This is a genomic window from Capnocytophaga sp. oral taxon 380 str. F0488, from assembly GCF_000318255.2.
In the GTDB taxonomy this organism is placed as follows: Bacteria; Bacteroidota; Bacteroidia; order Flavobacteriales; family Flavobacteriaceae; genus Capnocytophaga; species Capnocytophaga ochracea.
Genome location: NZ_KB291210.1, coordinates 1 through 24,034, shown reverse-complemented (window position 1 = coordinate 24,034; position 24,034 = coordinate 1). Strand labels below are relative to the sequence as shown.

Genomic DNA, 24,034 nt, shown 5'->3' with positions numbered 1-24,034 from the left:
TAGACCCACTGTAGACCCACTGTAGACCCACTCACTGTTCGTTTATCCTATAAGCTCTGTATAAGTTACCCCTAATTTCATCATTAACCATTAACCATTAACCATTAATCATTAACCATTAATCATTAATCATCTTCTATTTAATTCCTTTGTCATCAACCCATCTTGTATATTGCTTTTTCCCTTGTAGGTGTTGCATATAGGTACGCGAAAATTTGTGATAACCGTAGTTTTCAGTATCAGCAACAAAAAAGAGATAATCGTGTTGCTCAGGGTTGAGCACAGCTTCAATACTCGATATATCGGGCATCGTGATAAGTCCCATAGGTAAACCGTAATTCCGATAAGTATTATAGGGGTTTTGCAAACTTGTATGCACCTCGGTAACGCGTTTTATTACCATATTGTAATCACCTGTATGGTTTTTCATAGCAAAGATAGCAGTAGGGTCAGCTTGCAATTTCATATTGATATGTAAGCGGTTCAAGTAAACCCCTGCTATGCGCGGACGCTCGTCTACTTTAGCCGTTTCTTTCTGTACAATTGATGCCAATATACTCACTTCTATGGGTGTAAGCCCTTGCTTTTGGGCTTGGGCTTTGCGCTCATCAGTCCAAAAACGATCATACTCTTTAAGCATACGGTCGCGAAATTCTTCTGCTGAGGTATTCCAATAGAACTCATACGTATTGGGAATATACATTGCCAATGCAGTAGCATCGGTGAAACCGTTTTCTTTGAGGAAGTTAGTGTCTAAAAAAGCACGCATTAAAGTAGTGCTATCAGGCTCTATTTGTGCAGCGATACGTCCTGCAAAGTCTTCTAATCGCTCCTGATTGTTGAATTTGAGTTTTACAGGAGTATTGCGATTGCGAAGAGTGCGTACGATATCTATATTGGTTGCCCCTTTTTTGATGATGTATTTACCTGCTTTTACTTTATCGGCATAGCCTATACGCTTGGCTACTTGGATAAAAGAAATGCGGTCTTTCAACAAGGGACTCATCACGTGCAACACATCGCTAAAATCGGCTCCTGTAGGGATATATACTATTTCTTCTTTGGTTTGAAAAGCTGTATTGCTCACCAGTACAGCGCGATAAATAAAGAAGCCTAATACGGCTATCACGGCAATCACCGCTCCTATAATCCATTTTTTCATTGTATTTCTATTTTAAAATTTCCATTCTATGGTTTTGTCTTCTTTTTCTCTAAAATCCTTCTCTTTAGCAATCTCATTTTGTAAATGCTTAGTATACTGACTAAACATAAAAGCATTATATGCCTCAAAGTTTTCGTTTGTTCGCACAGAGTTCAAAGCCTCGTAATAAGCTGCTTTATCCTCTGCAAATACAATACCCAAAGGCAAACCATACCACTGCTGAATAAAGTTCATCAGTAGGCGTGAGGTTCTGCCGTTGCCATCGAGAAAAGGGTGAATGTTCACTAACTCATAATGAGCATAAAATGACAGTGCTAATTGAGCTTCTTCGGTAGTTTGCTCAGGGAGTAGATCATTTAGTTTTTTTACTAACTGCTCTAATGCTGCCGGTACTTTTTCAAAACTCATAAACGATACACCTCCTGCGGTTACTCTCACCTTACGCAATTCGCCTTTGCTGGCATCTACAGTACCTAAGGCATTAGTAAGCACTTCTCCTGTAGTTTTCATAACTTTGGCAGCTATTTCCTGAATAAAAGCTACTGATAGAAGTCGTTGTTGTGTAGCTTCTTTTAGTACAAAATTCAATGCCTCATAATGATCTTTAGTTTGATTGGCAAACAATAGAGGCTTGCCATTAGGGGTGTTACCATCTTCAATCAGTACGCGAGTTTCGTTTAAAGTTAAAGTAGAGCCTTCTATACGGGTAGAGTGACTGGTAATAAGAATCTTGTTGAACTCATTATAATTCAACGAAGATTCTAAACCAAGTGATCTGTAAGTTTGTATGATTTCTGAAATAGTCATTGGCTTCTATCTTTTAAACAACTGGCACCCCCATTTTGGGATAAGATAAACGCCTATGAGGCAGGTTACCATTACGGGAGAATAAGAATGGGTGAAATAGCTTACCAAGATATGCCATACCAAGAAGAAACTCAATCCTGCGAGGTATGAGCTAAGAGCAATTCTTGTAGCTTTTTCGCTCTTTCGACATAAAAAAGCAATGACCGCTACCAAAGAGAGTTGTCCTATAGAAGCTCCTATAAAATATTCAGGGTGTTCATTGGCTAAATGAGCATTCTCAGCAATTCTGGGGAGTTGCAACCATTGGGGTATCTTATCTACAAAGTCAATATACCATTGCCAGAATGAAATACTCTCTTCTACTTGATGTAAAGCGTGTAGTCCCATTATAGGTAACCACAAATGTATATATTTATTTGTTTCCATATACTTCTGCTTTTAATGCGGTAATATAGTTTTGTTGTATCCGTTTTAAATTCCAAAAGAGAGGCGCAATAAGTCTTAAAAAGAAGTTTTTGATATGTATTTTCTCTTGAAAACAAACTTTAGTACCTCCGTTATACGATTCAAACTTTCCTTCCCATTCTCCATTGAATAGTTTGTGTTGCATTGTAAAGGCATAATACTCATTTTCTTTCTTCTGAATATTCTTAAAAAACGTGTGTCCCCCACCTTTGTAATATTCAATAAAGCCGTCTTCCAATAACTCAATATTCTCCACTTCCTTTCGCCACTGAAAGTTCTTGTTATCAGTAACAATATTATATACCAATGCTACAGGTGCATCAATCACATCAGTTACTATTGAAATTAGAAAGGGTTTCATTTTGAAATCTTTTATCTGATGGCAAAGATACTAAAAAAAAGAAAAACCGAAAACTTTATACTATAAAAGTACAAAATCTTCGGTTTTAAAAATATTATGAATACAAAAATTCTTATAACATACGCCTATTCTTGACGTGGTTTTTGGTGATTATTGTGTCCTTTATTGCGGTCGTTGCGAGGCTTGTCGTTGTAAGGCTTGTCAGACTTAGGACGATCTTCACGTGGCGGACGTGGCAACAAGGCTTTGCGCGATACTCTTGTCTTCTTGGTTTTAGGGTCGATACCGAGGTATTTCACTTCTATAATATCACCCTCTTTCAAGGAATCTTCTATTTTATCTACTCTATCCCAAGATACTTCTGAGATGTGGAGCAATGAATCTTTACCAGGTACAAACTCTACAAAAGCACCAAACTCTACCAAGCGCACTACTTTTACAGTGTAAGTTTCTCCTTCTACAGGTTCAAATTTCACTGCATTTACTGCTTCAATAGCTTCTTGAATACCTGCTTCGTCGGTACCTAAGATTTCTATAATGCCCAATTCGCCCACTTCTTCTACCACAATAGTAGTATTGGTGCGCGCTTGTAAGTCTTGGATATTCTTACCACCCGTACCGATGAATGCCCCGATGTATTCCTTAGGCATATCCATCTTAACGATTTTAGGCGCGTGAGGTTTCACAGTAGGGTTAGGTTTTGCAATCGTATCGGTGATTTTACCCAAGATGTGCATACGTCCTTCGCGGGCTTGGTTCAAAGCTTTTTCGAGTATTTCGTAAGAAAGACCTTTAATTTTGATATCCATTTGGCAAGCGGTAATACCATCGGCAGTACCGGTTACCTTAAAGTCCATATCACCTAAGTGGTCTTCATCACCTAAGATATCGGAAAGTACTGCATAACGCTCACCATCGGTGATGAGTCCCATAGCAATACCCGATACAGGTTTTACCATTTGTACCCCTGCGTCCATCAGTGCTAAAGTACCTGCACATACGGTAGCCATAGATGATGAACCGTTAGATTCCAAAATCTCGGATACTACACGTACGGTATATGGGCAATCCTCAGGAATCATACGTTTGAGGGCGCGTTGTGCTAAGTTACCGTGACCTATCTCACGGCGTGATGTTCCGCGTAACGGACGTGCTTCACCGGTAGAGAAAGGAGGGAAGTTGTAATGCAAGTAGAAACGTTCTTCACCTTGTTCTGAAGGCAAATCGATTACGTTTGCTTCGCGTGAAGTTCCCAACGTAACGGTAGTAAGCGATTGGGTCTCACCACGTGTAAAGATAGATGAACCGTGTGCTGATGGCAAATAGCCTACTTCGCACCAAATAGGGCGTATTTGGGTAGTGTTACGACCGTCTAAACGAATATTTTCGTTTAAGATAAGGTTGCGCACGGCTTCTTTTTCAGCCTCGTCAAAATAACGAGTGATGATAGGAGTAAGCTCTTCTAATTCTTCTTCGGTGAAGAGTGCCAAGCATTCTTCTTTTACCGCATTGAACTTCTCGCCACGTTCTTGTTTGGTTGTATTTTCTTTGGCAATAGCATAGCATTTTTCGTAAGCCAAAGGATATACTTTTGCTTTTACCTCTTCGTTTTCTACTTCTGGCTCATAAGTACGTTTTTCGGTCTTACCTACTTTTTCAGCCAAACGCAATTGTGCTTCGATATGAGGTTTGATAGCCTCGTGTGCGAATTTGATAGCTTCAGCCATATCCTTTTCGCTCACCTCGTCCATTTCACCTTCTACCATTGCCACAAAGTCTTTAGAAGCACCTACCATAATATCAATATCAGAAGCTTCTAATTGTTCACGGCTTGGGTTTACGATAAATTTACCGTTTACACGACCTACGCGTACTTCGGAAATAGGACCATCGAACGGAATGTCAGACACAGCCAAACAAGCAGAGGCAGCAAGACCTGCCAAAGCGTCGGGCATTACATTCTCGTCGTGAGAAATAAGCTGAATCATCACCTGAGTTTCAGCGTGATAATCTTTAGGGAATAGTGGACGCAATACGCGGTCTACCAAGCGCATTGTAAGTATTTCTTGGTCGCTAGGGCGCGTTTCACGTTTGAAAAAGCCCCCAGGAAAACGACCTGCTGCTGCAAACTTCTCACGATAGTCTACAGTAAGAGGCAAAAAGTCAGTTTCAGGATTGATTTCTTTTGCAGATACTACTGTAGCCAATAGCATCGCATTCCCCATTTGCACCACAACAGCACCGTCGGCTTGTTTAGCCAACTTGCCTGTTTCGATAGTGATGGTACGGCCATCACCTAATTCGATGATTTCTTTTTTTACTTCTGGAATCATTCTTTAATTGTTAATTAATAATTAATAATTGTTGTGTTGTGGGCTTTAGGGTTTAACCAATGAAAAACTGCTGTAATAAACAAAAGGAGGCACAAAGCCTCCTTACTATTGCTTATTTTCTGATGTTTAGCTCTTTGATAATCGCACGGTATCTTTCGATATCTGTGTTCTTCAAATAATCGAGCAAACTTCTGCGTCTACCTACTAATTTCACCAAGGAACGCTCGGTATTAAAATCTTTGCGATTTACTTTCAAGTGTTCTGTAAGGTGATTGATTCTAAGGGTAAAAAGAGCGATTTGCCCTTCTGCTGAACCAGTGTTGGTTTCTGAACCTGCGTACTTTTTGAAAATTTCCGCTTTTACTTCTTTTGTTAAATACATTCCAATATTAATTTAATGATTATTATGTAATTTTTTTTTCGGGCGCAAAGATAAAAAGATTTTATAAGCTGTGCAAATTTATAGATAGATTTTTCCTCTTCTCAATTTATCCTTAACCTATACAAAGCTTATAGGAAGCTTGAACGAATCTTGGAAGATTGTTATACAAAGGGTATATGACACATTGATTATCATTAAATTACTAATTTGTTTTTCACTACAAAATATAACATTTTGTATTATATTTTTAGTTTGCTAGCATATTCTTTAACAACTTGCTTATCGAAATAAGGTTCTTCATCTATACGTAAGAGCACGGGGAGTCCTGTTTTATGAAGAATAAACTCCTCGGTAGACGGTGTGGGGGTACCACTGAAAATAATGCCGTGAACGTTGAGTCCTTTGTTTTTAAGGGCTTCATAAGTGAGCATTGTATGATTAATACTACCCAAATAGTGGCGAGAGACGAGCACTACCTTATCGGTGGGGAGGATAAGATCGAGCATAGTATCTTCATCATTTAAAGGAACATAGAGACCTCCTGCTGCTTCAATAATTAAAGTGTTATCGGTAGTAGGACGCACAATTTTGGAAAGCTCAATACGAACGCCATCTAACTGAGCAGAAAGATGTGGACTAGCAGGTGTGTGTAGCCCATAACTATTAGGGTGAAATACCGTGCGGGAGTTGCTAATGAGGCGTTTTACCTTATGAGTATCGGAGTTTTCTAAATCGCCAGATTGGATTGGTTTCCAATAATCGGCTTGGAGAGCTTCGGTAAGGATAGCCGAAACGACGGTCTTACCGACTTCGGTGGAGATGCCCACCACAAAATAAGTGTCTTTCATTTTGAATGGTTTATTAGTTTTGAAAGTGCAAAAGTACATAAAAAGCACATAGCATAAAATGAAAAAGTAAAAAGAATGTTAAAAATATTTTTAAAGATAATTTGGAGGATTTGCTAAAAGTCCTTACTTTTGTTGCTTGAAAATAACCATCAGGAGTCTTCTCCTGACTTAAATAATAGATTATATGAAAGTTACAGTAGTAGGCGCTGGTGCCGTAGGAGCAAGTTGCGCAGAGTACATTGCTATTAAAGACTTCGCGTCTGAAGTAGTTTTAATTGACATCAAAGAAGGTTTTGCCGAAGGTAAAGCTATGGATTTGATGCAAACCGCCTCCCTCAATGGGTTTGACACTCGTATTGTAGGGGTAACCAATGATTATTCAAAAACAGCAGGCAGTGATGTAGCGGTGATTACCTCAGGTATTCCTCGTAAACCAGGTATGACTCGTGAAGAGCTTATCGGTACCAATGCAAACATTGTGAAATCGGTTGTAGAACAATTGGTAAAATACTCACCTAATGTGATTGTGATTGTAGTAAGCAACCCTATGGACACTATGGCTTATTTGGTACACAAAGCTACTAAATTACCTAAGAACCACATTATTGGTATGGGTGGAGCACTCGATAGCGCTCGCTTTAAATATCGTTTGGCAGAAGCGCTCAACAGTCCGATTTCAGACGTAGATGGTATGGTAATCGCTGCTCACAGCGATAGTGGTATGCTACCTCTTACTCGTTTGGCAAGCTATCGTGGTGTGCCTGTAACTGAGTTTTTAAGTGCTGACCGCCTCAATCAGGTTGCTGAAGACACTAAAGTAGGTGGCGCGACTCTTACTAAACTCTTGGGAACTTCGGCTTGGTATGCACCAGGGGCTGCCGTATCAGCTTTAGTACAAGCAATCGCTTGCGACCAAAAGAAACTCTTCCCTTGCTCAGTATTGCTCGAAGGAGAATACGGACAAAAGGATGTGTGTGTAGGAGTGCCTGTAATCATCGGTAAAAATGGTGTAGAAAAAATTGTAGAGGTAAAACTCAACGATGCTGAAAAAGCCAAATTTGCTGAAAGTACCGGAGCAGTACGCGAAGTAAACAAAGCGTTAGCAAGCGTATTATAGTTGGGATAGAACAACTATATAAACACTAAAAAAGTGATTATTTTCAAGAGAAAGTAATCACTTTTTTATTTGTTCTATTTGAGTAAAAAACTAAGTTTTTACTTAGATGTATATCGTCTAAAACTGAAAGTAAATAAAAGGTTGTGCTCCACTTGAAGCAGTGGCATATACCACCCAAAAAGTAAGTGCCAAAATAATTGCTTTAAAGAGAATAGGCATTGCACCAAATACCTTTTTAAGCCATTCGTTTAAACTGGTGGGGAAAAAGTGCCAAACAAAGCCTATTGCCATTAACAAAAATACATTTTGATAGCCCTTGGCAATAACTTGAAATTGATGAAGATCATAAGTTATAGACTGGATATTGTAGATTACACTTAAAGCGATATCGAAATCTTTGGCTCTAAAAAATATCCAGCAAAAAGCTACAAAGTGGAAAGTAATCACTACAAAAATGATATTAGCGATACCTTTAAAAAAAGTTCTTTTCTCAGGATTCTTATTAGGGAAGAACTCCGTAAAGGTTTTATGAACAGCCAAAGCTAAACCGTGTAATGCTCCCCAAATAATGAAACGCAAATTAGCTCCGTGCCATAAACCACCTAGGAGCATTGTCGTCATCTGGTTGAAATGACTACGCACTGATTTTTGTCGGTTTTTAGAGATAAGTATAGCCAATACAAACACAACGATTGCTCCTAAGGTAATGTAAAGAGGCAACATTGTTTTTTCTTGCATATGAAATGCCCATAGCAAAGTGGAAGCAAAAAAGACGGTTGGGAAGAAGTAGCCCCAAAAAGTACCTTTGCGGTTTCCTCCTACTGAAAAGTAAAGATAATCTTTTAGCCAAGTAGATAAGGAAATGTGCCAACGTCTCCAAAACTCAGTGATATTTTTAGACTGATAAGGAGTACGGAAGTTTATAGGGAGAGTGAAGCCCATTAATAGCGCTAAACCTATAGCCATATCGGAATAGCCTGAGAAGTCGCAATATATTTGTAAAGAGTAGCCATATACTGCCATTAAGTTCTCAAAAGCTGTATAACTGTTAGGAGCATCGAAAACTCTATCTACAAAGTTTAGGGAGATATAATCGGAAATAACTGCTTTTTTAATCAGTCCTCCAATGATAAGGAATAAAGCAAAAGAAGTTTCTTCTTTCGTTAAGCTTATTTTTTTGTATATCTGTGGTATGAAATCCTTGGCACGCACAATAGGCCCTGCCACTAATTGAGGGAAGAAACATACGAAGAAAGTAAAATCTAAGAATGATTTAGCAGGTTCTATCTCTCGGCGATATACATCAATAGTGTAGCTCATTGTTTGGAATGTATAGAACGAGATACCTATAGGCAAGATGATATCTTGTAAGGCAAAATTGCTTTGAAGCAGTGTATTGAGACTATCAATTAAAAAGTTAGTATACTTAAAATAGGCTAAAATACCCAAATCAGCAACCATACTCACTGCCAGGAAGAACTTGCGCAATGAGGCGTTCTGTCTTCTATAGATTTGTCCTGCAAAGAAATAATTTAACAATGAGGAGATTATCAGCAACACAAAGAAGTTACCTCCTGCCTTATAATAGAAGAATAAGGAAAATAAGGTAACATAAACAGTACGGAAATGAGCGTGTTTTTTGGTAATAATATACACCAAATAAAACACCAAAAATAACCCTAAAAACAAACTACTATTAAATAATAGTGGATGATTAGGGTCATAAATGAACCATTGTCTTACTTGTTCGGTTGTGAATGAGAAATTATCAACAAACCATTTAGAGATGTTTTCAGTTGTGAATGTATCAATAAACCATTGCAGTAAGGCATCTATACTCAATTTAGATAGGGTTTTAAAGATAGTTTATATTGTTTTTTATAATTCAAGTAATTGCTCATAAAAGCATCATAAAAGAGAGCGCCTTGCTCAGTATAGCCACTTCTTGTGTAATGTATGCGGTCACCAGCAATAAGATTTTGCTGAATAAAGCGTTGAATAGCTTCATTTCCTCCTACAGCTCGATAAAGGTCGAAAACACTGTAATTATCTTTTACTGAATTATCGATGAGAGTATCGGCGTATTCCATACACAAGGGGTTAGGACTTTTCTTTTTGTAAAGAGAAGGCGGAGGTGTAGTAAGCAATATAGGACATTGACCATATTGAGAGCGAATTGCTTTTATGAATTTATTCACCTCTTCGTCATAACGAGTTGCTGACATTCGACAATAAGCTTCATTAGTACCCAAAGATATAATGATTAAATCGGGTTCTAAGGCTTTGATTTGGTCGAAAAAGAGCTGTGATTTGTTATAATCAGAGAAATGAGCTCCATTTACCCCTATGCTGTGATATATAACTCCGTTTTTATCATTTTCTAAGACAATTCCATTAAGCGTAAATGAAGAGCTCTCGGTATTGGCTGTGAGATAAACCTTATCGGAAGGGGTTAGATTATCATAAGAATAATAGCTATATAAAGAATTACCGTTTAAAATGGTAGCATTAGATAAATCTACTTTTTGTTTAGGAGTAGAAGCTACCATCTCTTTAGTAGGGATACGCAATACTTGCCCTATTCTTATTTGTGCGCTTTTTAAGTTATTAGCTTGTTGTATTTTTTCTACTGAAGTGTGATATTTCTTTGAAATACCATAAAGTGTTTGCCCTTGCTCTACTTTGTGTGAAAGTGTTTTAGGTACACTAGGTCTCAAACGAGCTACTTTACCTACATTGGTAGCCAATTCGAACAAACGTTCGTTATTAGGGGTAATAATTTTTACCGTATTAAAGGTGTAGTTTTTATTTTTCAAATCCAGTTCAATAACAAAATTCTTGTTACTGGTAGAAAGAGAATAACCTGTAATACCAACAGTTGCAGAAGAAGTATTCTTCTCACTATTCCAAGAGATATTGGAAGTAAAGCTCACATTATGTCCCCCATTAGTTCTAATAAGTGAATACGGGAATACTAAACCTAAACCAGCATTTCCAAACTCTTCTTGCAAGCGTTGTCTTACAATGTTTGTCATTACATCGGCTTGAATGTGTGAGTCGCCAATATGAACAATATTAATCTTCCTATCTTTCAAGTTCTCCAAAGCAGCAAGCTTTTCGAAAAAAGGGTTCAAAGCTGAGGCATTGTACAGATTATTGTACTCCTTAGGAGAGTCATCATCACCTGCAGCATATGCCAAAGGCTGGGGAATAGCTTCCTTGAAGGCATCTTTATCGATTCCTTCTTTATTCTCTATATTTGCTATCTTTGAAGTAAGTGAAGATAAATTAATAGCCGTAGTATAATTAACATTAAAATAGAGGGCTACTGTAATGATAAACAATACAGGAGCTATTAGTTTCTTTATGAATGGCGTTCGCTTTTTCATTGTTCTATTTTTTTAGTGTGTTATCTATCTTGTTATGTTATCTATGTAAATTGTCTTTTTTTTCTTTAATAGTATCTTTATGCACTTTATTTGTAATATTCTGTACTGCCTGAATTGTTGATGGTTGTACTCGTTGAGTAGTTGTACTTTGCACTCGCTGAGTAGTCGTACTTTGTACCCGCTGAGTCGTTGTACTTTGCACTCGTTGAGTGGTTGTACTTTGCACTCGTTGAGTCGTTGCACTTTGTACTCGCTGAATAGTTGCACTTTGTACCCGTTGAGTTGTTGTACTTTGTACCCGTTGAGTTGTTGCACTTTGTACTCGTTGAGTAGTTGGTGATTGCACTCGCTGAGTTGTTACAGTTTGTGTTCTTGTCCTATTTACATTAGGTTGAGTAGTAGGAGTAACGGTTCGTACTGTTTGAATTTCTTTTATTCTTTCTTGGAACACATCGGCTTTTTCACTATTACGAGGATCTTTATAGTGCTCATACTCTTCCATAAGTTTATTATAGATGAGGTGGGCTACTTTTTTAGCTCCTCTTGGATTAAAGTGAGTATAGTCTTTACCTGCTAACGGTGGATTTGCCTCTACCCATTGTTTCATAGAGCCTCTACCTCCCATCAGTTCATATAAATTGATAAAACCAGAGCGAGTATCTTGTGCATATTTCCGTTGTGCTTTTGCCAAAGGTACTACCGCTTTATCGGTTTGCATCTCCATATCTACTTTAGTAGACTTATCGGCGGTAGAGATAACAAGAATTGAGGTATGAGGGAAGCAAGCTCTTATCTGGTTAATCACCTTTGTCATTCCGCGTTCATACCACGAATAATCGAGCGTACCGTAATTGAGTACATTAGCACCAAAGTGTAATACTACAAGGTCATATCCGCCTAACGCTCTATCGAAAGCTCTCATTAAATCAGGATTAAAGAGCGATAAGGGTAAGCCTGAGTTACCTCTGCTTGAAAAGTTATCTATATATACGCCTTTGCCTTGCATTGAGCCCACTCCATAAATAGGAATAGAATCGGACTTATAGAAAGTAATACGCACTGATTTAGTGTTTGCCCCTTCGGTTAAAGGCAATACATTCAGCAATTTATCAGTGTCTAATGATTTTACTACTCTTACAGTATCGTTATAGGCAATTTCTACTTTTGCTTCTTTATTACCAGAAGCACCATAGAACAATGCTGGTGCATACAACTGACTAATATGAGCTTGGTTTGATGACCTATATTGTACCCACGTGCCATTGCCTTGTGTAAAGAACACTTGCCCAGAGACACCAAAAGGACGTTTAGGGCGTTTTACATTCACATAAGATTGGGTTTTCCAAGTATTGGAATAAGAATGGAATACGCTTCCTCTTGATTTAGCCGACTCAGAAGCAATGGGCAAAAAGCCAATTCCTAACCCCCCGAAAGCGTTTTGGAAAAGAGCTCTCAAATCTTGCACGATGAGGTCGCCATCAGTCATCGAATCGCCGTAATAAGCGATTCTTATTTTACCATTTTTAGTTTGTTCTAACTCTTCTAATTTTTTAAAGAAAGAAAAAAGATACTGGTCGGACTTTTTAAGTCGTTGTTCTTGTGCTAAGGAATCATTGGCTTGGCTGAGCACTTTATCAATTTCTTTACCTGAAATGGCTTCCAACATTAAGCTATCTACTACTACATTGCTTCCTGGGGCTTTAGTTTCAGGGAAAATACGCGCGGGCAAACAGTTCTTAAATCCAATGAAAATGAGTGTTGCAAATAAAACAATAAGAAAAGATTGTTTAAAATAGGGTGTCTTCACAAGTTAGCTTCTTTTTCTTCCAGCGGGCAAAGATACAAATAAATAATGAATCAACAGCAAATTTTTTACAAATTATTTTTCTAAGGCTTGTTTAAAATCGGCGATAAGGTCGTCAGAATCTTCAATTCCTACTGCTACGCGGATAAGTGTACGGGTAACGCCTCGTGCTACTTTTTCTTCTTCGGGAAACTCGGTGTGAGTAAGCGAACTGGGGTGGGTTACCAATGTTTCGACTCCTCCTAAGCTTACTGCAAAAAGGGCTACTTTTAGACTCTCGAAAAACTTTTTGGCTTTGGCTTCGGTTTTTACTGTAAAAGAAAATACTGAGCCTCCACCAGAAGCTTGGCGTTCTTGTATTGCTTTCCCTTTATTTTGTGTATCAGTAGGATAATACACCTTTTCTACTTCGGGGTGCGTTTTAAGGAAATTTAATAGTTTAAGGGTATTGGCTTGTGCTTTTTCGACTCTTAGTTTTAGGGTTTTCATACTGCGCAAGAGCAACCAGCTATCAAACGGAGAAAGCAATGCCCCTATGGCTACTTGTGCAAAACGTATTTTCTCGGCTAAAGTTTCATCATTTACCACCACAGCTCCTGCGATGATATCGTTATGACCTCCTAAATATTTGGTAGCACTGTGTAATACTATGTCGGCTCCTAACTCTAAAGGGCGTTGTAACACGGGCGACATAAAGGTATTATCGACGATAGTGAGCAGATTATGTTTCTTGGCGATTTCTATTACCCCGCATATATCGGTAACGTCTAACAGAGGGTTGGAGGGTGTTTCTATAAAGATGGCTTTTGTATTAGGGCGAATGGCTTTCTCTATTTTGCTTAGGTCGGTCATATCGACAAAAGTAGCTTCAAAACCAAATTTATTGAAAATATCGTGCATAATGCGATAAGTACCTCCGTAGATATCTAAGCCTAACACAAAATGGCCACCTGTTTTAAACATTGTAAAAACAGAAGAAATGGCAGCCATACCCGATGAGAATCCGAATCCGTGTATGCCACTTTCTAATTGAGCTATAAGACTTTCAAAATCCTTACGAGTAGGGTTTGAAACGCGTCCGTATTCAAACTCTTGTTCTACACCGTATTCTTCAATAGGGAAAGTAGAAGCCATATTGATGGTGCTTCCCCAGTTTTCTGTGTTTTTATTGGCAGTTCTTACGCCGTGAATGGCTTTAGTTTCAAACTTCATTTCTTATATCTTTGCTATTAGAGCGACAAAAGTAGTACTTTTTTATATGCTACGCAAAAAAAGTTAATTATTAATGATGAATGGTTAGCGGTTAATGGTTAGTGATTAATGGTGAATTAGGGGTAGGGAATTATACAAAGATTATAGGAAACTTATAGGATAGATGGACAAAGAGTGGGGTTACAGTGGCTCTACAGTGGCTCTACAGTGGCTCTACAGTGGGTGAAAAGTGATTAATGAATGAAAGAGAAATGAACAAATTATAAATGTAAGATGAATGTGAGGCGGAGGTAAGGTAAAGAAAAAATAAACTTTGTAAAAGGTCGTAGCACGACGGGCAAGTGAAAACTTTGGCAAAGTATAGGACGCAAAAGCAATGACAAGATATAAGATAAGGTAAAGGGAGGTTAAACACAGCTTAGAAAATTATTTTGCAAAAATATTTGTCAGTTTAGTAAGAAAAAAATACTTTTGTAACCTGTACTAATAACAAGACGGCACAGTATTTGTATTAAAGAAAAACGCTAAAAAAATAATTTGTACTATGGAACAAAGAACATCTGTAGATATCAGTCAGATAAACGAAATGATAGAGCGTGAAAGTGTGTTTATCGATGCGCTCACCAATGAGATGAACAAGGTGATTGTAGGGCAAAAACATATGGTAAATGCCCTGCTTATCGGATTATTAGGCAAAGGACATATCCTCTTGGAGGGGGTACCTGGGCTAGCAAAAACGCTATCCATCAACACCCTTGCTAAATCAGTACACGGGTCGTTTAGCCGTATCCAGTTTACGCCGGACTTATTGCCTGCCGATGTGATAGGAACAATGACCTACAACATCAAACAAAACGAGTTTTCTATAAAAAAGGGACCTATCTTTGCGAACTTTGTATTGGCTGACGAGATTAACCGTGCGCCTGCCAAAGTGCAGTCTGCCTTATTGGAAGCAATGCAAGAGCGACAAGTGACCATTGGTGATTCGACCTTTAAATTAGACGCTCCTTTTATGGTAATGGCAACTCAGAACCCCGTAGAGCAAGAAGGAACTTACCCACTGCCTGAGGCACAAGTAGACCGTTTTATGCTTAAAACGGTTATCGATTATCCTAAATTGGATGAAGAGCAACAGATTATGCGCGACAACCTCAGCAATAGTTACGCGATGGTGAACCAAACAGTGAGTTTGGAACAAATCCTAAAAGCACAAACAGCCGTGCGTGAGGTATATATGGACGAAAAGATTGAGAAATACATCTTAGACATTGTTTTTGCGACTCGTTATCCTGAAAAATACAACTTGGCAGAGCTTAAACCACTTATTAGCTTTGGGGCATCGCCACGTGGTAGTATCAACTTGGCAATGGCGGCAAAATGTTATGCTTTCATTAAACGTCGTGGTTATGTAATTCCTGAGGACGTACGTGCGGTAGTATTTGACGTATTGCGCCATCGTATCGGTATTACCTATGAAGCAGAGGCTGAGAATATTACCTCAGTAGAGATGATTCACAAGATAGTGAATACCATTGAAGTACCATAGGAGGTAAAAGATAAAAGGTAAAAGGTAAAGCCAGCGAGGACTCACAGTTGGGTATGTGAATAAGTAGCAGTATTTGGGGTTACCAAGCGATGATAGAAGTACTCGAAACAGGTGAACCTAAAGCAGAGGTGAAAAACTACAAGGAGAGGCTTTCTCGGTGTGGTTACGACTTGCCGTGGGACGAAAAAAAGTTTGATACGCAAAGCATCAATGAACAACTCATTGCTGATGTACAAGACAATTACGAGAGTTTTAAATGGCATTAAAATAGTTAATTAATTTTGGATACTAAAGAACTATTAAAGAAAGTACGCAAGATAGAGATAAAAACGCGCAAACTCTCCGATAATATTTTCGGAGGGGAGTATCACTCTACCTTCAAAGGTCGGGGTATGACTTTCAGTGAAGTACGTCCGTACCAATTTGGTGATGATATTCGCAATATCGACTGGAACGTAACGGCGCGTTACAACGAGCCTTTTGTGAAAGTATTTGAAGAGGAACGCGAACTTACGCTAATGCTGATGATAGACGTGAGCGGTAGTGAGCTTTTTGGTACGAAACAAGAGTTCAAAAGTGAAGTGATTACCGAAATAGCAGCTACCTTGGCGTTCTCAGCTTTACAGAATAACGACAAAACGGGCTTGATACTGTTTTCTGACCAAATAGAACTGTATATTCCACCTAAAAAAGGGAAATCGCACGTGTTACGCATCATCAGAGAGCTTATAGAATTTCAGCCCAAAAGTTTTAAGACTAATATCTCGGAGGCTTTGCAGTTCCTCAGCAGGGTAAGGAAGAAAAAAGCGATTGTGTTTATGCTCTCGGACTTTATGGATAAAGGCTATGAGAAACCTATACAGATAGCTGCCAAAAAACACGATATTACCGGTATTCGCATTTATGACAAAAAAGAAACTGAACTACCTAACTTAGGTTATGTGATGGTAAAAGATGCTGAAACAGGAGAGCTAATGCGTGTGAACACCGCTTCATCGGCAGTGCGAAAAGAATATGCAAAACAATATCACGAGACGGTGAACTATTTTGAGACGCTTTGGCAGAAGTCGGGTGCAGGGGTAGTGAACTGTAGAAATGACGAGAGTTATACCCAAAAGCTGTTGGGATACTTTAAAAATAGGTAAAAGGTAAAAGGTAAGAGGTAAAAGATAAGAGGTAAAGCTAGCGAGGGCTCACAGTATGTGAGTAAGAGGTAATAAGGTAAGAGACTAAATTAAGTATTAAGCGGTAAAATGAGACGAATATTATATTTCATATTAATATTATTTGTATTTCCTACTCTTTACGCACAAGAGGTAAAGGTAGAGACTAATACAAAGAACATAAAAATAGGGGAACAGATAGAATACAAGATATCGGTAGAAGCCCCTGCTGATGCGGCTGTGGTATTTCCGGAAGGACAGAGTTTTAGTCCGTTAGAAATGGTAAAAGCCGACCCTACTGATACCTTGAAAGAGGCAGGTAAGTTTCGTTTGGAAAAAGCCTACTACCTTACCCAATTTGATGAAGGGAAGTACACTATTCCGCGACAAAGGATACACATCAGTAACAAAGACTACTATACCGATTCGCTACTCGTAGAAGTACATACCGTAGCGGTAGATACGCTCAAACAGCCTTTATACGACATTAAACCGATTACCGAAGTAGCCTCACCTATGGCTTCACGTATGTGGTTATGGATTATTTTAGGAATTATAGGACTCCTTTTAGTAGCGGGTGGATTATACTTCTTCGTCTTTCGTAAGAAGAAACTATCAGCCGAAGAAGAGCGCAAAAAGTTACCTCCTTTTGAGCGCGCCATACAAGACCTAAAAGACTTACAAAATTCTAAATACCTCATAGAATCACAACACAAAGCCTATTATACTCGGCTTACCGATATTGTAAAAGAATACTTGGAAGACGAGGTGCATATTTTAGCCAAAGAGAGTACCACAGATGAGCTTCTGGCTAAAATTAATGTTTTGCAAGAAGCAGGAAAGCTACACTTATCGGAAGAGACTATCAGCAACCTCAAACGGGTATTACAAAATGCCGACTTGGTGAAATTTGCCAAGAGTAAGCCCTCGGACAACAATGCTGAATACGACCGTGAGACCATTGAGAATGTGGTTATCAAAACCAAAGAGGCTATCCCTGTGGTAGTAGCCGAAGGAGAAGTACCTACACAAGACGCTTTCGCAATGAGCGTACTGAAAATAAGAGAACGCAGAAAAAGACGCAACCGAGTGGCTCTTATCGTCGCACTTTGTTTTGTAGTATTAGCTCCTGTATTGCTTATGGGATATAATATCTTGTACAACAAATACTTCAATACTTATGCGAGTATCAATCGCAGCGAGTGGGTAACAAGTGATTACGGTTATCCTATTACTGAGCTCACTACGCCAGAGATACTCATTCGCAAGCAAATAGTAGACGTAACGGAATACAAATCGATTATAGATAAGCAATACACTTTCTATTACGGCAGTCTTAATTCACCTTTATACATAATGACCAATATCATTACCTTTAAGAAAGACGCCCAAAATACAGCACCTCAACAAGAGGAACAAGGCGGTGGACTTACCTTAGACCCACAGAAGGTGAATGAAATAGTGCTTTCGCAACTGGATAAAGCTAAGGCGAAGAACATCACTACCTTGCAGGAAGAATACACCTCGCCCAGCGGTGCAAAAGGTATAAAAGTTTTTGGCAAAATGAGTATTCCTAACGAGAAGGGTAAGTATTTTAGCGCTTCTTATGAGCTGTACAGTTTTACTGAAAACAATGCGCTCCAACAAGTACTTATCACCCATATAGACGAACCTAACGCCGATAAGATAGCACAAAGAGTTATCAATTCTATTGTATTTAAAACAGAATAATATGCTTAAAAATATTACTTTTGCCAATCCACAGTTCTTTTGGTTACTGTTAGTCTTACCACTAATGGTGGCGTGGTATTGGTATTGGAATAAGAAATCTAAACCAAATGTAACTATATCTTCCACTATCGCTTTTAAGAAGATGAGTTCGTGGAAAGACCTTTTATACCATTCTTTGTTTGCCTTGCGCTTATTGGCAGTAGCCTTACTAATTATAGCATTAGCACGCCCACAAACCCATTCAGAAAATGCACACACAAAGATTACTGATGGGATAGATATTGTAATGGCAATAGACGTATCGGCGAGTATGCTTTCAAAAGACTTAAAGCCTAACCGTTTTGAAGCACTAAAAAAGGTAGCTTCACAATTTGTAAAAGACCGTCCTAATGACCGTATTGGACTTGTTATCTACGCAGGAGAAAGCTATACTAAAACTCCTGTGACTACGGATAAAGGTATTATCTTAAACGCTCTTTCGGAACTTACTTATGGACAAATAGAAGACGGTACAGCCATCGGTATGGGACTGGCAACGGCTGTAAACCGACTCAAAGAAAGTAAAGCCAAGAGTAGAGTTATTATCCTCCTTACCGATGGGGTGAACAACACAGGATTTATAGACCCACAAACCGCAGCTGAGTTGGCTGCTGAGTACGGTATTAGAGTATATACAATAGGGATAGGCTCCAATGGAACGGCGCTCTCACCTTACGCACTCAATCCTGACGGTAGCATAATGTACCGTATGTTACAAGTGGAAATAGATGAGCCTCTAATGAAAAAGATAGCTGAAGTAACACACGGGAGATACTTTCGTGCCACTGACAACCAGAAGCTCCAACAGATTTACGATGAAATCAACAAGATGGAGACTACCAAGATTGAAGAGTTTAAATACACTGAGGTAGATGAGAAATTCAGACCCTTAGCGATAATTGCTGTGGTTTTATTACTTCTTGAGTTTTTATTAAAAAATACTATTTTTAGAAACGAAATATAAAAAATTGTCGTATCTTTGCCCCCGCGATGAAAAGAAAATTTATCAACATATTATTATCAGCGCTTATCCTGTTCTCCAATTCAGGGTGGGCGATTACTTTTCATTATTGCAAAGAAACCTTATCGTCAGTGTCCTTAGAGTACCCTACTTCTGCGAGTGAAGAAGAGGAAGACTGTACTACAATGGACTCTTGCTGTGCTTCGGATGACGATGAGGACGAAACAGAAACTTCACATAAAAAATGTTGTGACGACATATCTATCACTTCTTCTATTTCTGATAGTACATCGGTAGTAAAGGTATTGGAGTTGCAATTACAACCCTTTGTAATAGCTACCCCTACCCTACCTATATTAGAGGAGGTAAGCATTACTGAGACGGTAAAGAAATCTATCACTACTGATTTCTTTACACAACTGAATGCTCCGCCTCTGTACGAATTGTACTGCCAGAGAGTGTTTTATTCAAGTAACAGGTAAAAGATAAAAGGTAAGAGGTAAGAAATTTACCTCTGTTTTCTAATCCTTAAATTCTAATTCCTGAATTGAATAAAACAGAACAATAATGTACAAAAAATATATCTTTTTATTAGGGCTGTTGTTGCCCTTGTCACTCTTTGCTCAAAATTTTAGCAAAGGGAGTGTAGTCGATGAAAACAACACACCACTTATAGGTGCTGATGTATATTGGGAAGGTACCCAAATAGGGACTTCTACCGATAACGAAGGAGCTTTTACCTTGAAACGACCTGAGGGAAGTTCTACTTTAGTAGTAAGCTATGTAGGGTATAAAAAGAAAACTGTGAAAGTAAGTGGTAACACACCCTTACACATTCAGTTAGAGCCCGAAACTACTTTGGAAGAAGTAGTTGTAAGCTACAAACGTGCTAATACAATGAAATCGCAGTGGCAAGTAGCCGATGTGCACACAATGAGCAGTGGGGAACTGCTGAAAGCCGCTTGTTGCAACCTATCGGAGAGTTTTTCTACCAATCCGTCGATTGATGTGAACTTCTCAGACGCTGTTACGGGTAACAAACAGATAAAGATGTTAGGTTTGACCAGTCCGTACATATTAATGGCAGAGGAGAATATCCCTACGATGCGCGGAGCTTCGCAAGCCTACGGGCTCTCGTTTGTGCCTGGTACGTGGATTGAGAGTATCCAGATTACCAAAGGAGCAGGGAGTGTGATTAACGGGTATGAGAGTATTTCGGGGCAAATAAATTATGAAATAGAGAAGCCTATCAGTGCCATTCCTTTTTTCTTGAACTTATACGCATCGGAGGATAATCGCTACGAAATCAACGCCCATACCAATAAAAAGCTCTCTGATAAATGGGCGACTACCCTCTTTGCTCACGGCAATGTGCGTCAGCAAAAAGCTGACCACAATCACGATGGTTTTATAGATAACCCGATAGGTAACCAAATCAACTTGTTGAATCGTTGGCAGTACGCCGATGCTCAAAAGGGTTGGGTAGGCTTTTTGAACCTCCATTATATGAAAGATGAGCGCCAGGCAGGTGAATTGCGCTTTAATCCGCTGACTGACAAAGGTACTACCAATGCTTGGGGCAGTGAAGTAAACTCCGAACGCCTCAGCGCATCTAACAAAATAGGGTATGTATTCCCTGATACGCCTTATAAGAGCATAGGCTTACAGAACTCTTTCCAATCGCACAAGCAGGATTCCTACTTTGGTTTGAATCGCTATGATATACACCAAAAAAGTTGGTATGGCAACTTGATATACAACTCTATCATCACCAATACCAAGCACAAGTTTGCCACAGGGCTCAATGGTACTTACGACGATTACAACGAGATGCTTAGTACTAGGGCTCTCACAGAGGATTTTTCACGTGTAGACCGCTCGGTGGGTGCCTTCTTTGAATACACTTACGACAATTTAAGCAACTTCAGTTTTGTGGCAGGGGTACGCGCCGACAGTCATAATCACTTAGGAAACTTTATCACTCCACGCTTGCATGTGCGTTACAATCCTTGGAAGCAAGCTACTTTTAGAGTATCGGCAGGACGAGGCAAACGAGCTGCTAATGTGATTGCTGAGAACCAACAGCTCTTGGCTTCTGCACGAGAGTTTACTATCGTAGGAGGTAATGGTGGTAAGCTCTACGGTTTGAACCCTGAAATCGCTTGGAATTACGGCGTGAGCTTTTTGCAAGCATTTAAAGTATTGGGCAAGAACGCTGAGTTCTCTATAGACTTTTACCGCACTGATTTTGACAATCAAGTAGTAGTAGATTTGGATAACTCACCCCAACAAGCCTTGTTTTATAACCTGAATGGTAATAGCTTTGCTAACTCTTTACAAGCTGAGTTCAGCATCACACCTGCCAAAGGTTTGGACTTTAAAGCAGCCTACAAGTATTACGATGTGCAAACACAGTTTACCAAAGGACAATTGGAGAAGACCCTTACCCCAAAACACCGTTGGTTTGCCAATGTAGCTTACGAGACTCCCGAGCGTCACGAGAACAACCATTCGCAATGGAAGTTTGATGTAACCTTCAATTGGTTAGGAGAACAACGCTTACCTACTACGGCTACGAATCCAGTGGCTTATAGGCTTAGCGATTACGCTCCCTCATTTGCTACACTCAATGCCCAAATCACCAAAGTATTCTCTAAGACTTTTGAGATATATGTAGGTGGTGAAAATATCACCAATTATAAACAAGAGAACGGAATTTTGGCTGCCAACGACCCTTTTGGTGCGTATTTTGATAGTACTATGCAGTACGCTCCTGCTTTCGGACAGATGTATTACGCAGGATTAAGATTTAAAATTCTATAATTAGCAAATAATGGTTAGTGGTTAGAAAGCTAACGACTAATGATTAAAAACGAACAACTAATAAGTATTTTTCAGAATGAAAACACGTATTTTATTATGGGTAGCTTTGAGTTTCTTTGGACTCACTACCGCAAATGCTCAAGAAGCACCTAACAAAAACAAGAAAGTAGAGTTTGCCGTAGGAGGCAACTGTGAACAGTGCAAAGCGCGCATAGAAAAAGCAGCTTACAGTGTAAAAGGCGTAAAGAGCGCTAATTGGAACATCAAGAGTGGGAATATGACTCTTATTTTTGACGAACGCAAATGTAGCGAAAGCGATGTACAAAAAGCCATTGCCAAAGTAGGACACGACGCAGGCAAAGAACGCGCTGACGACGAAGTGTACAATAAGTTACACCACTGTTGCTTGTACCAACGCTTGCCTTAGAACCTAAGCAAAAACACAATCATAGGAAGAGATAAGTCCATCTCTTCCTATTTTTTTATCATTTGTATACAAAATATATCAAATAAAGTAGTATCTTTGCGACTGTTAAATTATTAGAGATGATAGATTACTATAAAACCTTAGGGGTAGAAAAAACTGCTACCCAAGATGATATAAAGAAGGCTTACCGCAAGTTGGCGCGCAAGTATCACCCTGATATGAACCCCAACGATAAGACGGCAGAGCAGAAATTTAAAGAGATTAACGAGGCTAACGAAGTACTTAGCAATCCTGAAAACCGTGCTAAATACGACAAGTATGGCGAACACTGGAAATACGGAGAAGAATACGAAAAAGCCCAACAACAGCAACGCTCCCAAGGTGGTTTTGGAGGATTTGAAGGCTTTGGCGGAGGTAACTACTCTGAGGGAGACTATTCTGATTTCTTCAGAGATATGTTTGGCGGACGGACTTCGGGATTTGGTAGAGGTTACGGTAGTGCCTCAGGTAAGTTTAAAGGACAGGATATTTTTGCGGATATGTCGCTACCACTGCGAGAAGTGGCAACTGCTCAGCAACGTACTTTTACGGTGAACGGCAAGAATATACGCATTACAGTACCTGCGGGGGTATATGAAGGGTTGCAAATTAAGCTAAAGGGTCACGGATACGAAGGATATAACGGAGGACCTAACGGTGATTTGTATATCACTTTCCATATTGAACCCGACGCTCAGTTTGAACGCAATGGCAACGATTTGAAAACTACTGTAAATATCGACCTATATACAGCTATGTTAGGTGGCGAAGTGCAGATAGATACCCTCAGTGGTAAAGTGAAAATGAAAGTAGCTCCTGAGACACAAAATGGCACTACGGTGCGCTTAAAAGGTAAAGGTTTTCCTGTGTACAAGCAAGAAGGCACGTTTGGTGACCTTTTTGTAACCTATCAAGTACAATTGCCTAAAAATCTTACGGAACAACAAAAAGCATTATTTGAACAACTTAAAAATTCATAATTATGAAAGATAGAATTTCAAGAGAAGACATCGTTCGTTTGTACAATATAGAAATCACATTCTTTGACGATTTAGAATCAAGTGGACTTATAGAAACGGAAGTGATTGACAACACTACTTACCTGCATTACGACCAGCTTTCGGCTTTTGAACGTTTTACTAATTGGCATTACGACCTTGAAGTGAATATGGCTGGGTTGGAGATTATTCATCGTTTATTACAACAAATTGAAGAATTAAAGGGAGTGAGATTGGAGGTAAAAGATAATGGTTAATGGTTAATGATTAATGGTTAATTTGGGAGAAGCTTATAGAAAGCTTATAGGAAAGACGGTGCGAGCCGCACGGGTAGTCGTAGCACGACAGGCAGGTGCGAGCCGCACAGGCAGATAAACAATTAACGAAGAAAAGACGAACAAACAACGAACAAACAACGAACAAACAA

General features: G+C 39.1%; 22 protein-coding genes. 11 read left to right on the top strand and 11 right to left on the bottom strand.

The features are described 5' to 3' along the window. Positions 1–136 precede the first annotated feature (136 nt). From mltG to bioD, 7 genes are all read right to left on the bottom strand, one after another. Positions 137–1,162 carry an endolytic transglycosylase MltG gene (gene mltG / locus HMPREF9078_RS07255; RefSeq protein ID WP_009420047.1) on the bottom strand — a complete coding sequence of 342 codons (1,026 nt, stop codon included), beginning with the start codon at positions 1,160–1,162 and terminating at the stop codon, positions 137–139. 12 nt (positions 1,163–1,174) lie between these two features. Beyond that, a complete protein-coding gene (locus tag HMPREF9078_RS07250; protein WP_009420046.1) occupies positions 1,175–1,969 on the bottom strand; it encodes a Fic family protein in 795 nt (264 codons plus the stop codon). Positions 1,970–1,975: 6 nt separating this feature from the next. After that, positions 1,976–2,395 (bottom strand): HXXEE domain-containing protein, encoded by a 420-nt coding sequence (locus tag HMPREF9078_RS07245; RefSeq protein WP_009420045.1) that lies wholly within the window; start codon positions 2,393–2,395, stop codon positions 1,976–1,978. Next, complete coding sequence (locus HMPREF9078_RS07240) at positions 2,382–2,795, bottom strand: SRPBCC family protein (protein ID WP_009420044.1); 414 nt, start codon at positions 2,793–2,795, stop codon at positions 2,382–2,384. The genes HMPREF9078_RS07245 and HMPREF9078_RS07240 overlap by 14 nt, the downstream gene beginning before the upstream one ends. Positions 2,796–2,920: 125 nt before the next feature. Further along, positions 2,921–5,128, bottom strand: a complete 2,208-nt coding sequence (locus tag HMPREF9078_RS07235) for a polyribonucleotide nucleotidyltransferase (protein WP_009420043.1) — start codon at positions 5,126–5,128, stop codon at positions 2,921–2,923. A 112-nt stretch (positions 5,129–5,240) separates the two neighbouring features. Then, positions 5,241–5,510 (bottom strand): 30S ribosomal protein S15, encoded by a 270-nt coding sequence (gene rpsO / locus HMPREF9078_RS07230; RefSeq protein WP_002671426.1) that lies wholly within the window; start codon positions 5,508–5,510, stop codon positions 5,241–5,243. Between the two features lie 239 nt (positions 5,511–5,749). Further along, positions 5,750–6,358 (bottom strand): dethiobiotin synthase, encoded by a 609-nt coding sequence (gene bioD, locus HMPREF9078_RS07225; protein WP_034543244.1) that lies wholly within the window; start codon positions 6,356–6,358, stop codon positions 5,750–5,752. Between the two features lie 184 nt (positions 6,359–6,542). Here bioD and HMPREF9078_RS07220 point away from each other — a divergent pair, with 184 nt between their 5' ends. Beyond that, positions 6,543–7,475 (top strand): malate dehydrogenase, encoded by a 933-nt coding sequence (locus HMPREF9078_RS07220; RefSeq protein WP_009418361.1) that lies wholly within the window; start codon positions 6,543–6,545, stop codon positions 7,473–7,475. Positions 7,476–7,592: 117 nt separating this feature from the next. Here HMPREF9078_RS07220 and HMPREF9078_RS07215 read toward each other — a convergent pair whose 3' ends face one another. From HMPREF9078_RS07215 to HMPREF9078_RS07200, 4 genes are all read right to left on the bottom strand, one after another. Further along, positions 7,593–9,317, bottom strand: a complete 1,725-nt coding sequence (locus HMPREF9078_RS07215; RefSeq protein WP_009411884.1) for an MBOAT family protein — start codon at positions 9,315–9,317, stop codon at positions 7,593–7,595. Further along, positions 9,314–10,864, bottom strand: a complete 1,551-nt coding sequence (locus tag HMPREF9078_RS07210; RefSeq protein WP_009411883.1) for a LysM peptidoglycan-binding domain-containing protein — start codon at positions 10,862–10,864, stop codon at positions 9,314–9,316. Before HMPREF9078_RS07210 ends, HMPREF9078_RS07215 begins: the two co-directional genes overlap by 4 nt. 37 nt (positions 10,865–10,901) lie before the next feature. Further along, the gene (locus HMPREF9078_RS07205; protein ID WP_009420041.1) at positions 10,902–12,671 is read right to left on the bottom strand and encodes a GDSL-type esterase/lipase family protein; all 1,770 of its coding nucleotides are present in this window, start codon (positions 12,669–12,671) and stop codon (positions 10,902–10,904) included. A gap of 72 nt (positions 12,672–12,743) precedes the next feature. Beyond that, positions 12,744–13,880 (bottom strand): PLP-dependent aspartate aminotransferase family protein, encoded by a 1,137-nt coding sequence (locus HMPREF9078_RS07200; RefSeq protein ID WP_009420040.1) that lies wholly within the window; start codon positions 13,878–13,880, stop codon positions 12,744–12,746. Between the two features lie 544 nt (positions 13,881–14,424). Between HMPREF9078_RS07200 and HMPREF9078_RS07195 the strand changes: the two genes are divergently transcribed. From HMPREF9078_RS07195 to HMPREF9078_RS07155, 10 genes are all read left to right on the top strand, one after another. After that, positions 14,425–15,426: a MoxR family ATPase gene (locus tag HMPREF9078_RS07195; protein ID WP_009420038.1), complete on the top strand. Its 1,002-nt coding sequence runs from the start codon at positions 14,425–14,427 to the stop codon at positions 15,424–15,426. 89 nt (positions 15,427–15,515) lie between these two features. Further along, entirely contained in the window at positions 15,516–15,692 is a 177-nt protein-coding gene (locus HMPREF9078_RS11985; RefSeq protein ID WP_009420037.1) for a hypothetical protein, read from the top strand. A 15-nt stretch (positions 15,693–15,707) separates the two neighbouring features. Then, positions 15,708–16,571: a DUF58 domain-containing protein gene (locus tag HMPREF9078_RS07190; RefSeq protein WP_009420036.1), complete on the top strand. Its 864-nt coding sequence runs from the start codon at positions 15,708–15,710 to the stop codon at positions 16,569–16,571. Positions 16,572–16,679: 108 nt separating this feature from the next. Then, positions 16,680–18,320, top strand: coding sequence for a hypothetical protein (locus HMPREF9078_RS07185; RefSeq protein WP_009420035.1), 1,641 nt, complete (start codon positions 16,680–16,682; stop codon positions 18,318–18,320). A gap of 1 nt (position 18,321) precedes the next feature. Next, positions 18,322–19,323 carry a VWA domain-containing protein gene (locus HMPREF9078_RS07180; RefSeq protein ID WP_034543240.1) on the top strand — a complete coding sequence of 334 codons (1,002 nt, stop codon included), beginning with the start codon at positions 18,322–18,324 and terminating at the stop codon, positions 19,321–19,323. Positions 19,324–19,349: 26 nt separating this feature from the next. Continuing rightward, complete coding sequence (locus HMPREF9078_RS07175) at positions 19,350–19,802, top strand: hypothetical protein (RefSeq protein ID WP_009420033.1); 453 nt, start codon at positions 19,350–19,352, stop codon at positions 19,800–19,802. 85 nt (positions 19,803–19,887) lie between these two features. Next, the gene (locus HMPREF9078_RS07170) at positions 19,888–22,143 is read left to right on the top strand and encodes a TonB-dependent receptor domain-containing protein (RefSeq protein ID WP_009420032.1); all 2,256 of its coding nucleotides are present in this window, start codon (positions 19,888–19,890) and stop codon (positions 22,141–22,143) included. A 76-nt stretch (positions 22,144–22,219) separates the two neighbouring features. Then, positions 22,220–22,570, top strand: coding sequence for a heavy-metal-associated domain-containing protein (locus tag HMPREF9078_RS07165; protein ID WP_009420031.1), 351 nt, complete (start codon positions 22,220–22,222; stop codon positions 22,568–22,570). 119 nt (positions 22,571–22,689) lie between these two features. Next, positions 22,690–23,589 carry a DnaJ C-terminal domain-containing protein gene (locus HMPREF9078_RS07160; protein ID WP_009411874.1) on the top strand — a complete coding sequence of 300 codons (900 nt, stop codon included), beginning with the start codon at positions 22,690–22,692 and terminating at the stop codon, positions 23,587–23,589. 2 nt (positions 23,590–23,591) lie between these two features. Next, a complete protein-coding gene (locus HMPREF9078_RS07155; RefSeq protein WP_009411873.1) occupies positions 23,592–23,864 on the top strand; it encodes a chaperone modulator CbpM in 273 nt (90 codons plus the stop codon). Positions 23,865–24,034 lie beyond the last annotated feature (170 nt).

Bases quoted from the DNA above. Each gene is read 5' to 3' on its own strand.
- HMPREF9078_RS11985 (WP_009420037.1), top strand. From the start codon at position 15,516: ATGATAGAAGTACTCGAAACAGGTGAACCTAAAGCAGAGGTGAAAAAC.
- HMPREF9078_RS07165 (WP_009420031.1), top strand. From the start codon at position 22,220: ATGAAAACACGTATTTTATTATGGGTAGCTTTGAGTTTCTTTGGACTC.
- rpsO (WP_002671426.1), bottom strand. From the start codon at position 5,510: ATGTATTTAACAAAAGAAGTAAAAGCGGAAATTTTCAAAAAGTACGCA.
- HMPREF9078_RS07175 (WP_009420033.1), top strand. From the start codon at position 19,350: ATGAAAAGAAAATTTATCAACATATTATTATCAGCGCTTATCCTGTTC.
- mltG (WP_009420047.1), bottom strand. From the start codon at position 1,162: ATGAAAAAATGGATTATAGGAGCGGTGATTGCCGTGATAGCCGTATTA.
- HMPREF9078_RS07155 (WP_009411873.1), top strand. From the start codon at position 23,592: ATGAAAGATAGAATTTCAAGAGAAGACATCGTTCGTTTGTACAATATA.
- HMPREF9078_RS07240 (WP_009420044.1), bottom strand. From the start codon at position 2,795: ATGAAACCCTTTCTAATTTCAATAGTAACTGATGTGATTGATGCACCT.
- HMPREF9078_RS07185 (WP_009420035.1), top strand. From the start codon at position 16,680: ATGAGACGAATATTATATTTCATATTAATATTATTTGTATTTCCTACT.
- HMPREF9078_RS07170 (WP_009420032.1), top strand. From the start codon at position 19,888: ATGTACAAAAAATATATCTTTTTATTAGGGCTGTTGTTGCCCTTGTCA.
- HMPREF9078_RS07220 (WP_009418361.1), top strand. From the start codon at position 6,543: ATGAAAGTTACAGTAGTAGGCGCTGGTGCCGTAGGAGCAAGTTGCGCA.
- HMPREF9078_RS07210 (WP_009411883.1), bottom strand. From the start codon at position 10,864: ATGAAAAAGCGAACGCCATTCATAAAGAAACTAATAGCTCCTGTATTG.
- HMPREF9078_RS07180 (WP_034543240.1), top strand. From the start codon at position 18,322: ATGCTTAAAAATATTACTTTTGCCAATCCACAGTTCTTTTGGTTACTG.
- HMPREF9078_RS07195 (WP_009420038.1), top strand. From the start codon at position 14,425: ATGGAACAAAGAACATCTGTAGATATCAGTCAGATAAACGAAATGATA.
- HMPREF9078_RS07235 (WP_009420043.1), bottom strand. From the start codon at position 5,128: ATGATTCCAGAAGTAAAAAAAGAAATCATCGAATTAGGTGATGGCCGT.
- HMPREF9078_RS07245 (WP_009420045.1), bottom strand. From the start codon at position 2,395: ATGGAAACAAATAAATATATACATTTGTGGTTACCTATAATGGGACTA.
- bioD (WP_034543244.1), bottom strand. From the start codon at position 6,358: ATGAAAGACACTTATTTTGTGGTGGGCATCTCCACCGAAGTCGGTAAG.
- HMPREF9078_RS07250 (WP_009420046.1), bottom strand. From the start codon at position 1,969: ATGACTATTTCAGAAATCATACAAACTTACAGATCACTTGGTTTAGAA.
- HMPREF9078_RS07200 (WP_009420040.1), bottom strand. From the start codon at position 13,880: ATGAAGTTTGAAACTAAAGCCATTCACGGCGTAAGAACTGCCAATAAA.
- HMPREF9078_RS07160 (WP_009411874.1), top strand. From the start codon at position 22,690: ATGATAGATTACTATAAAACCTTAGGGGTAGAAAAAACTGCTACCCAA.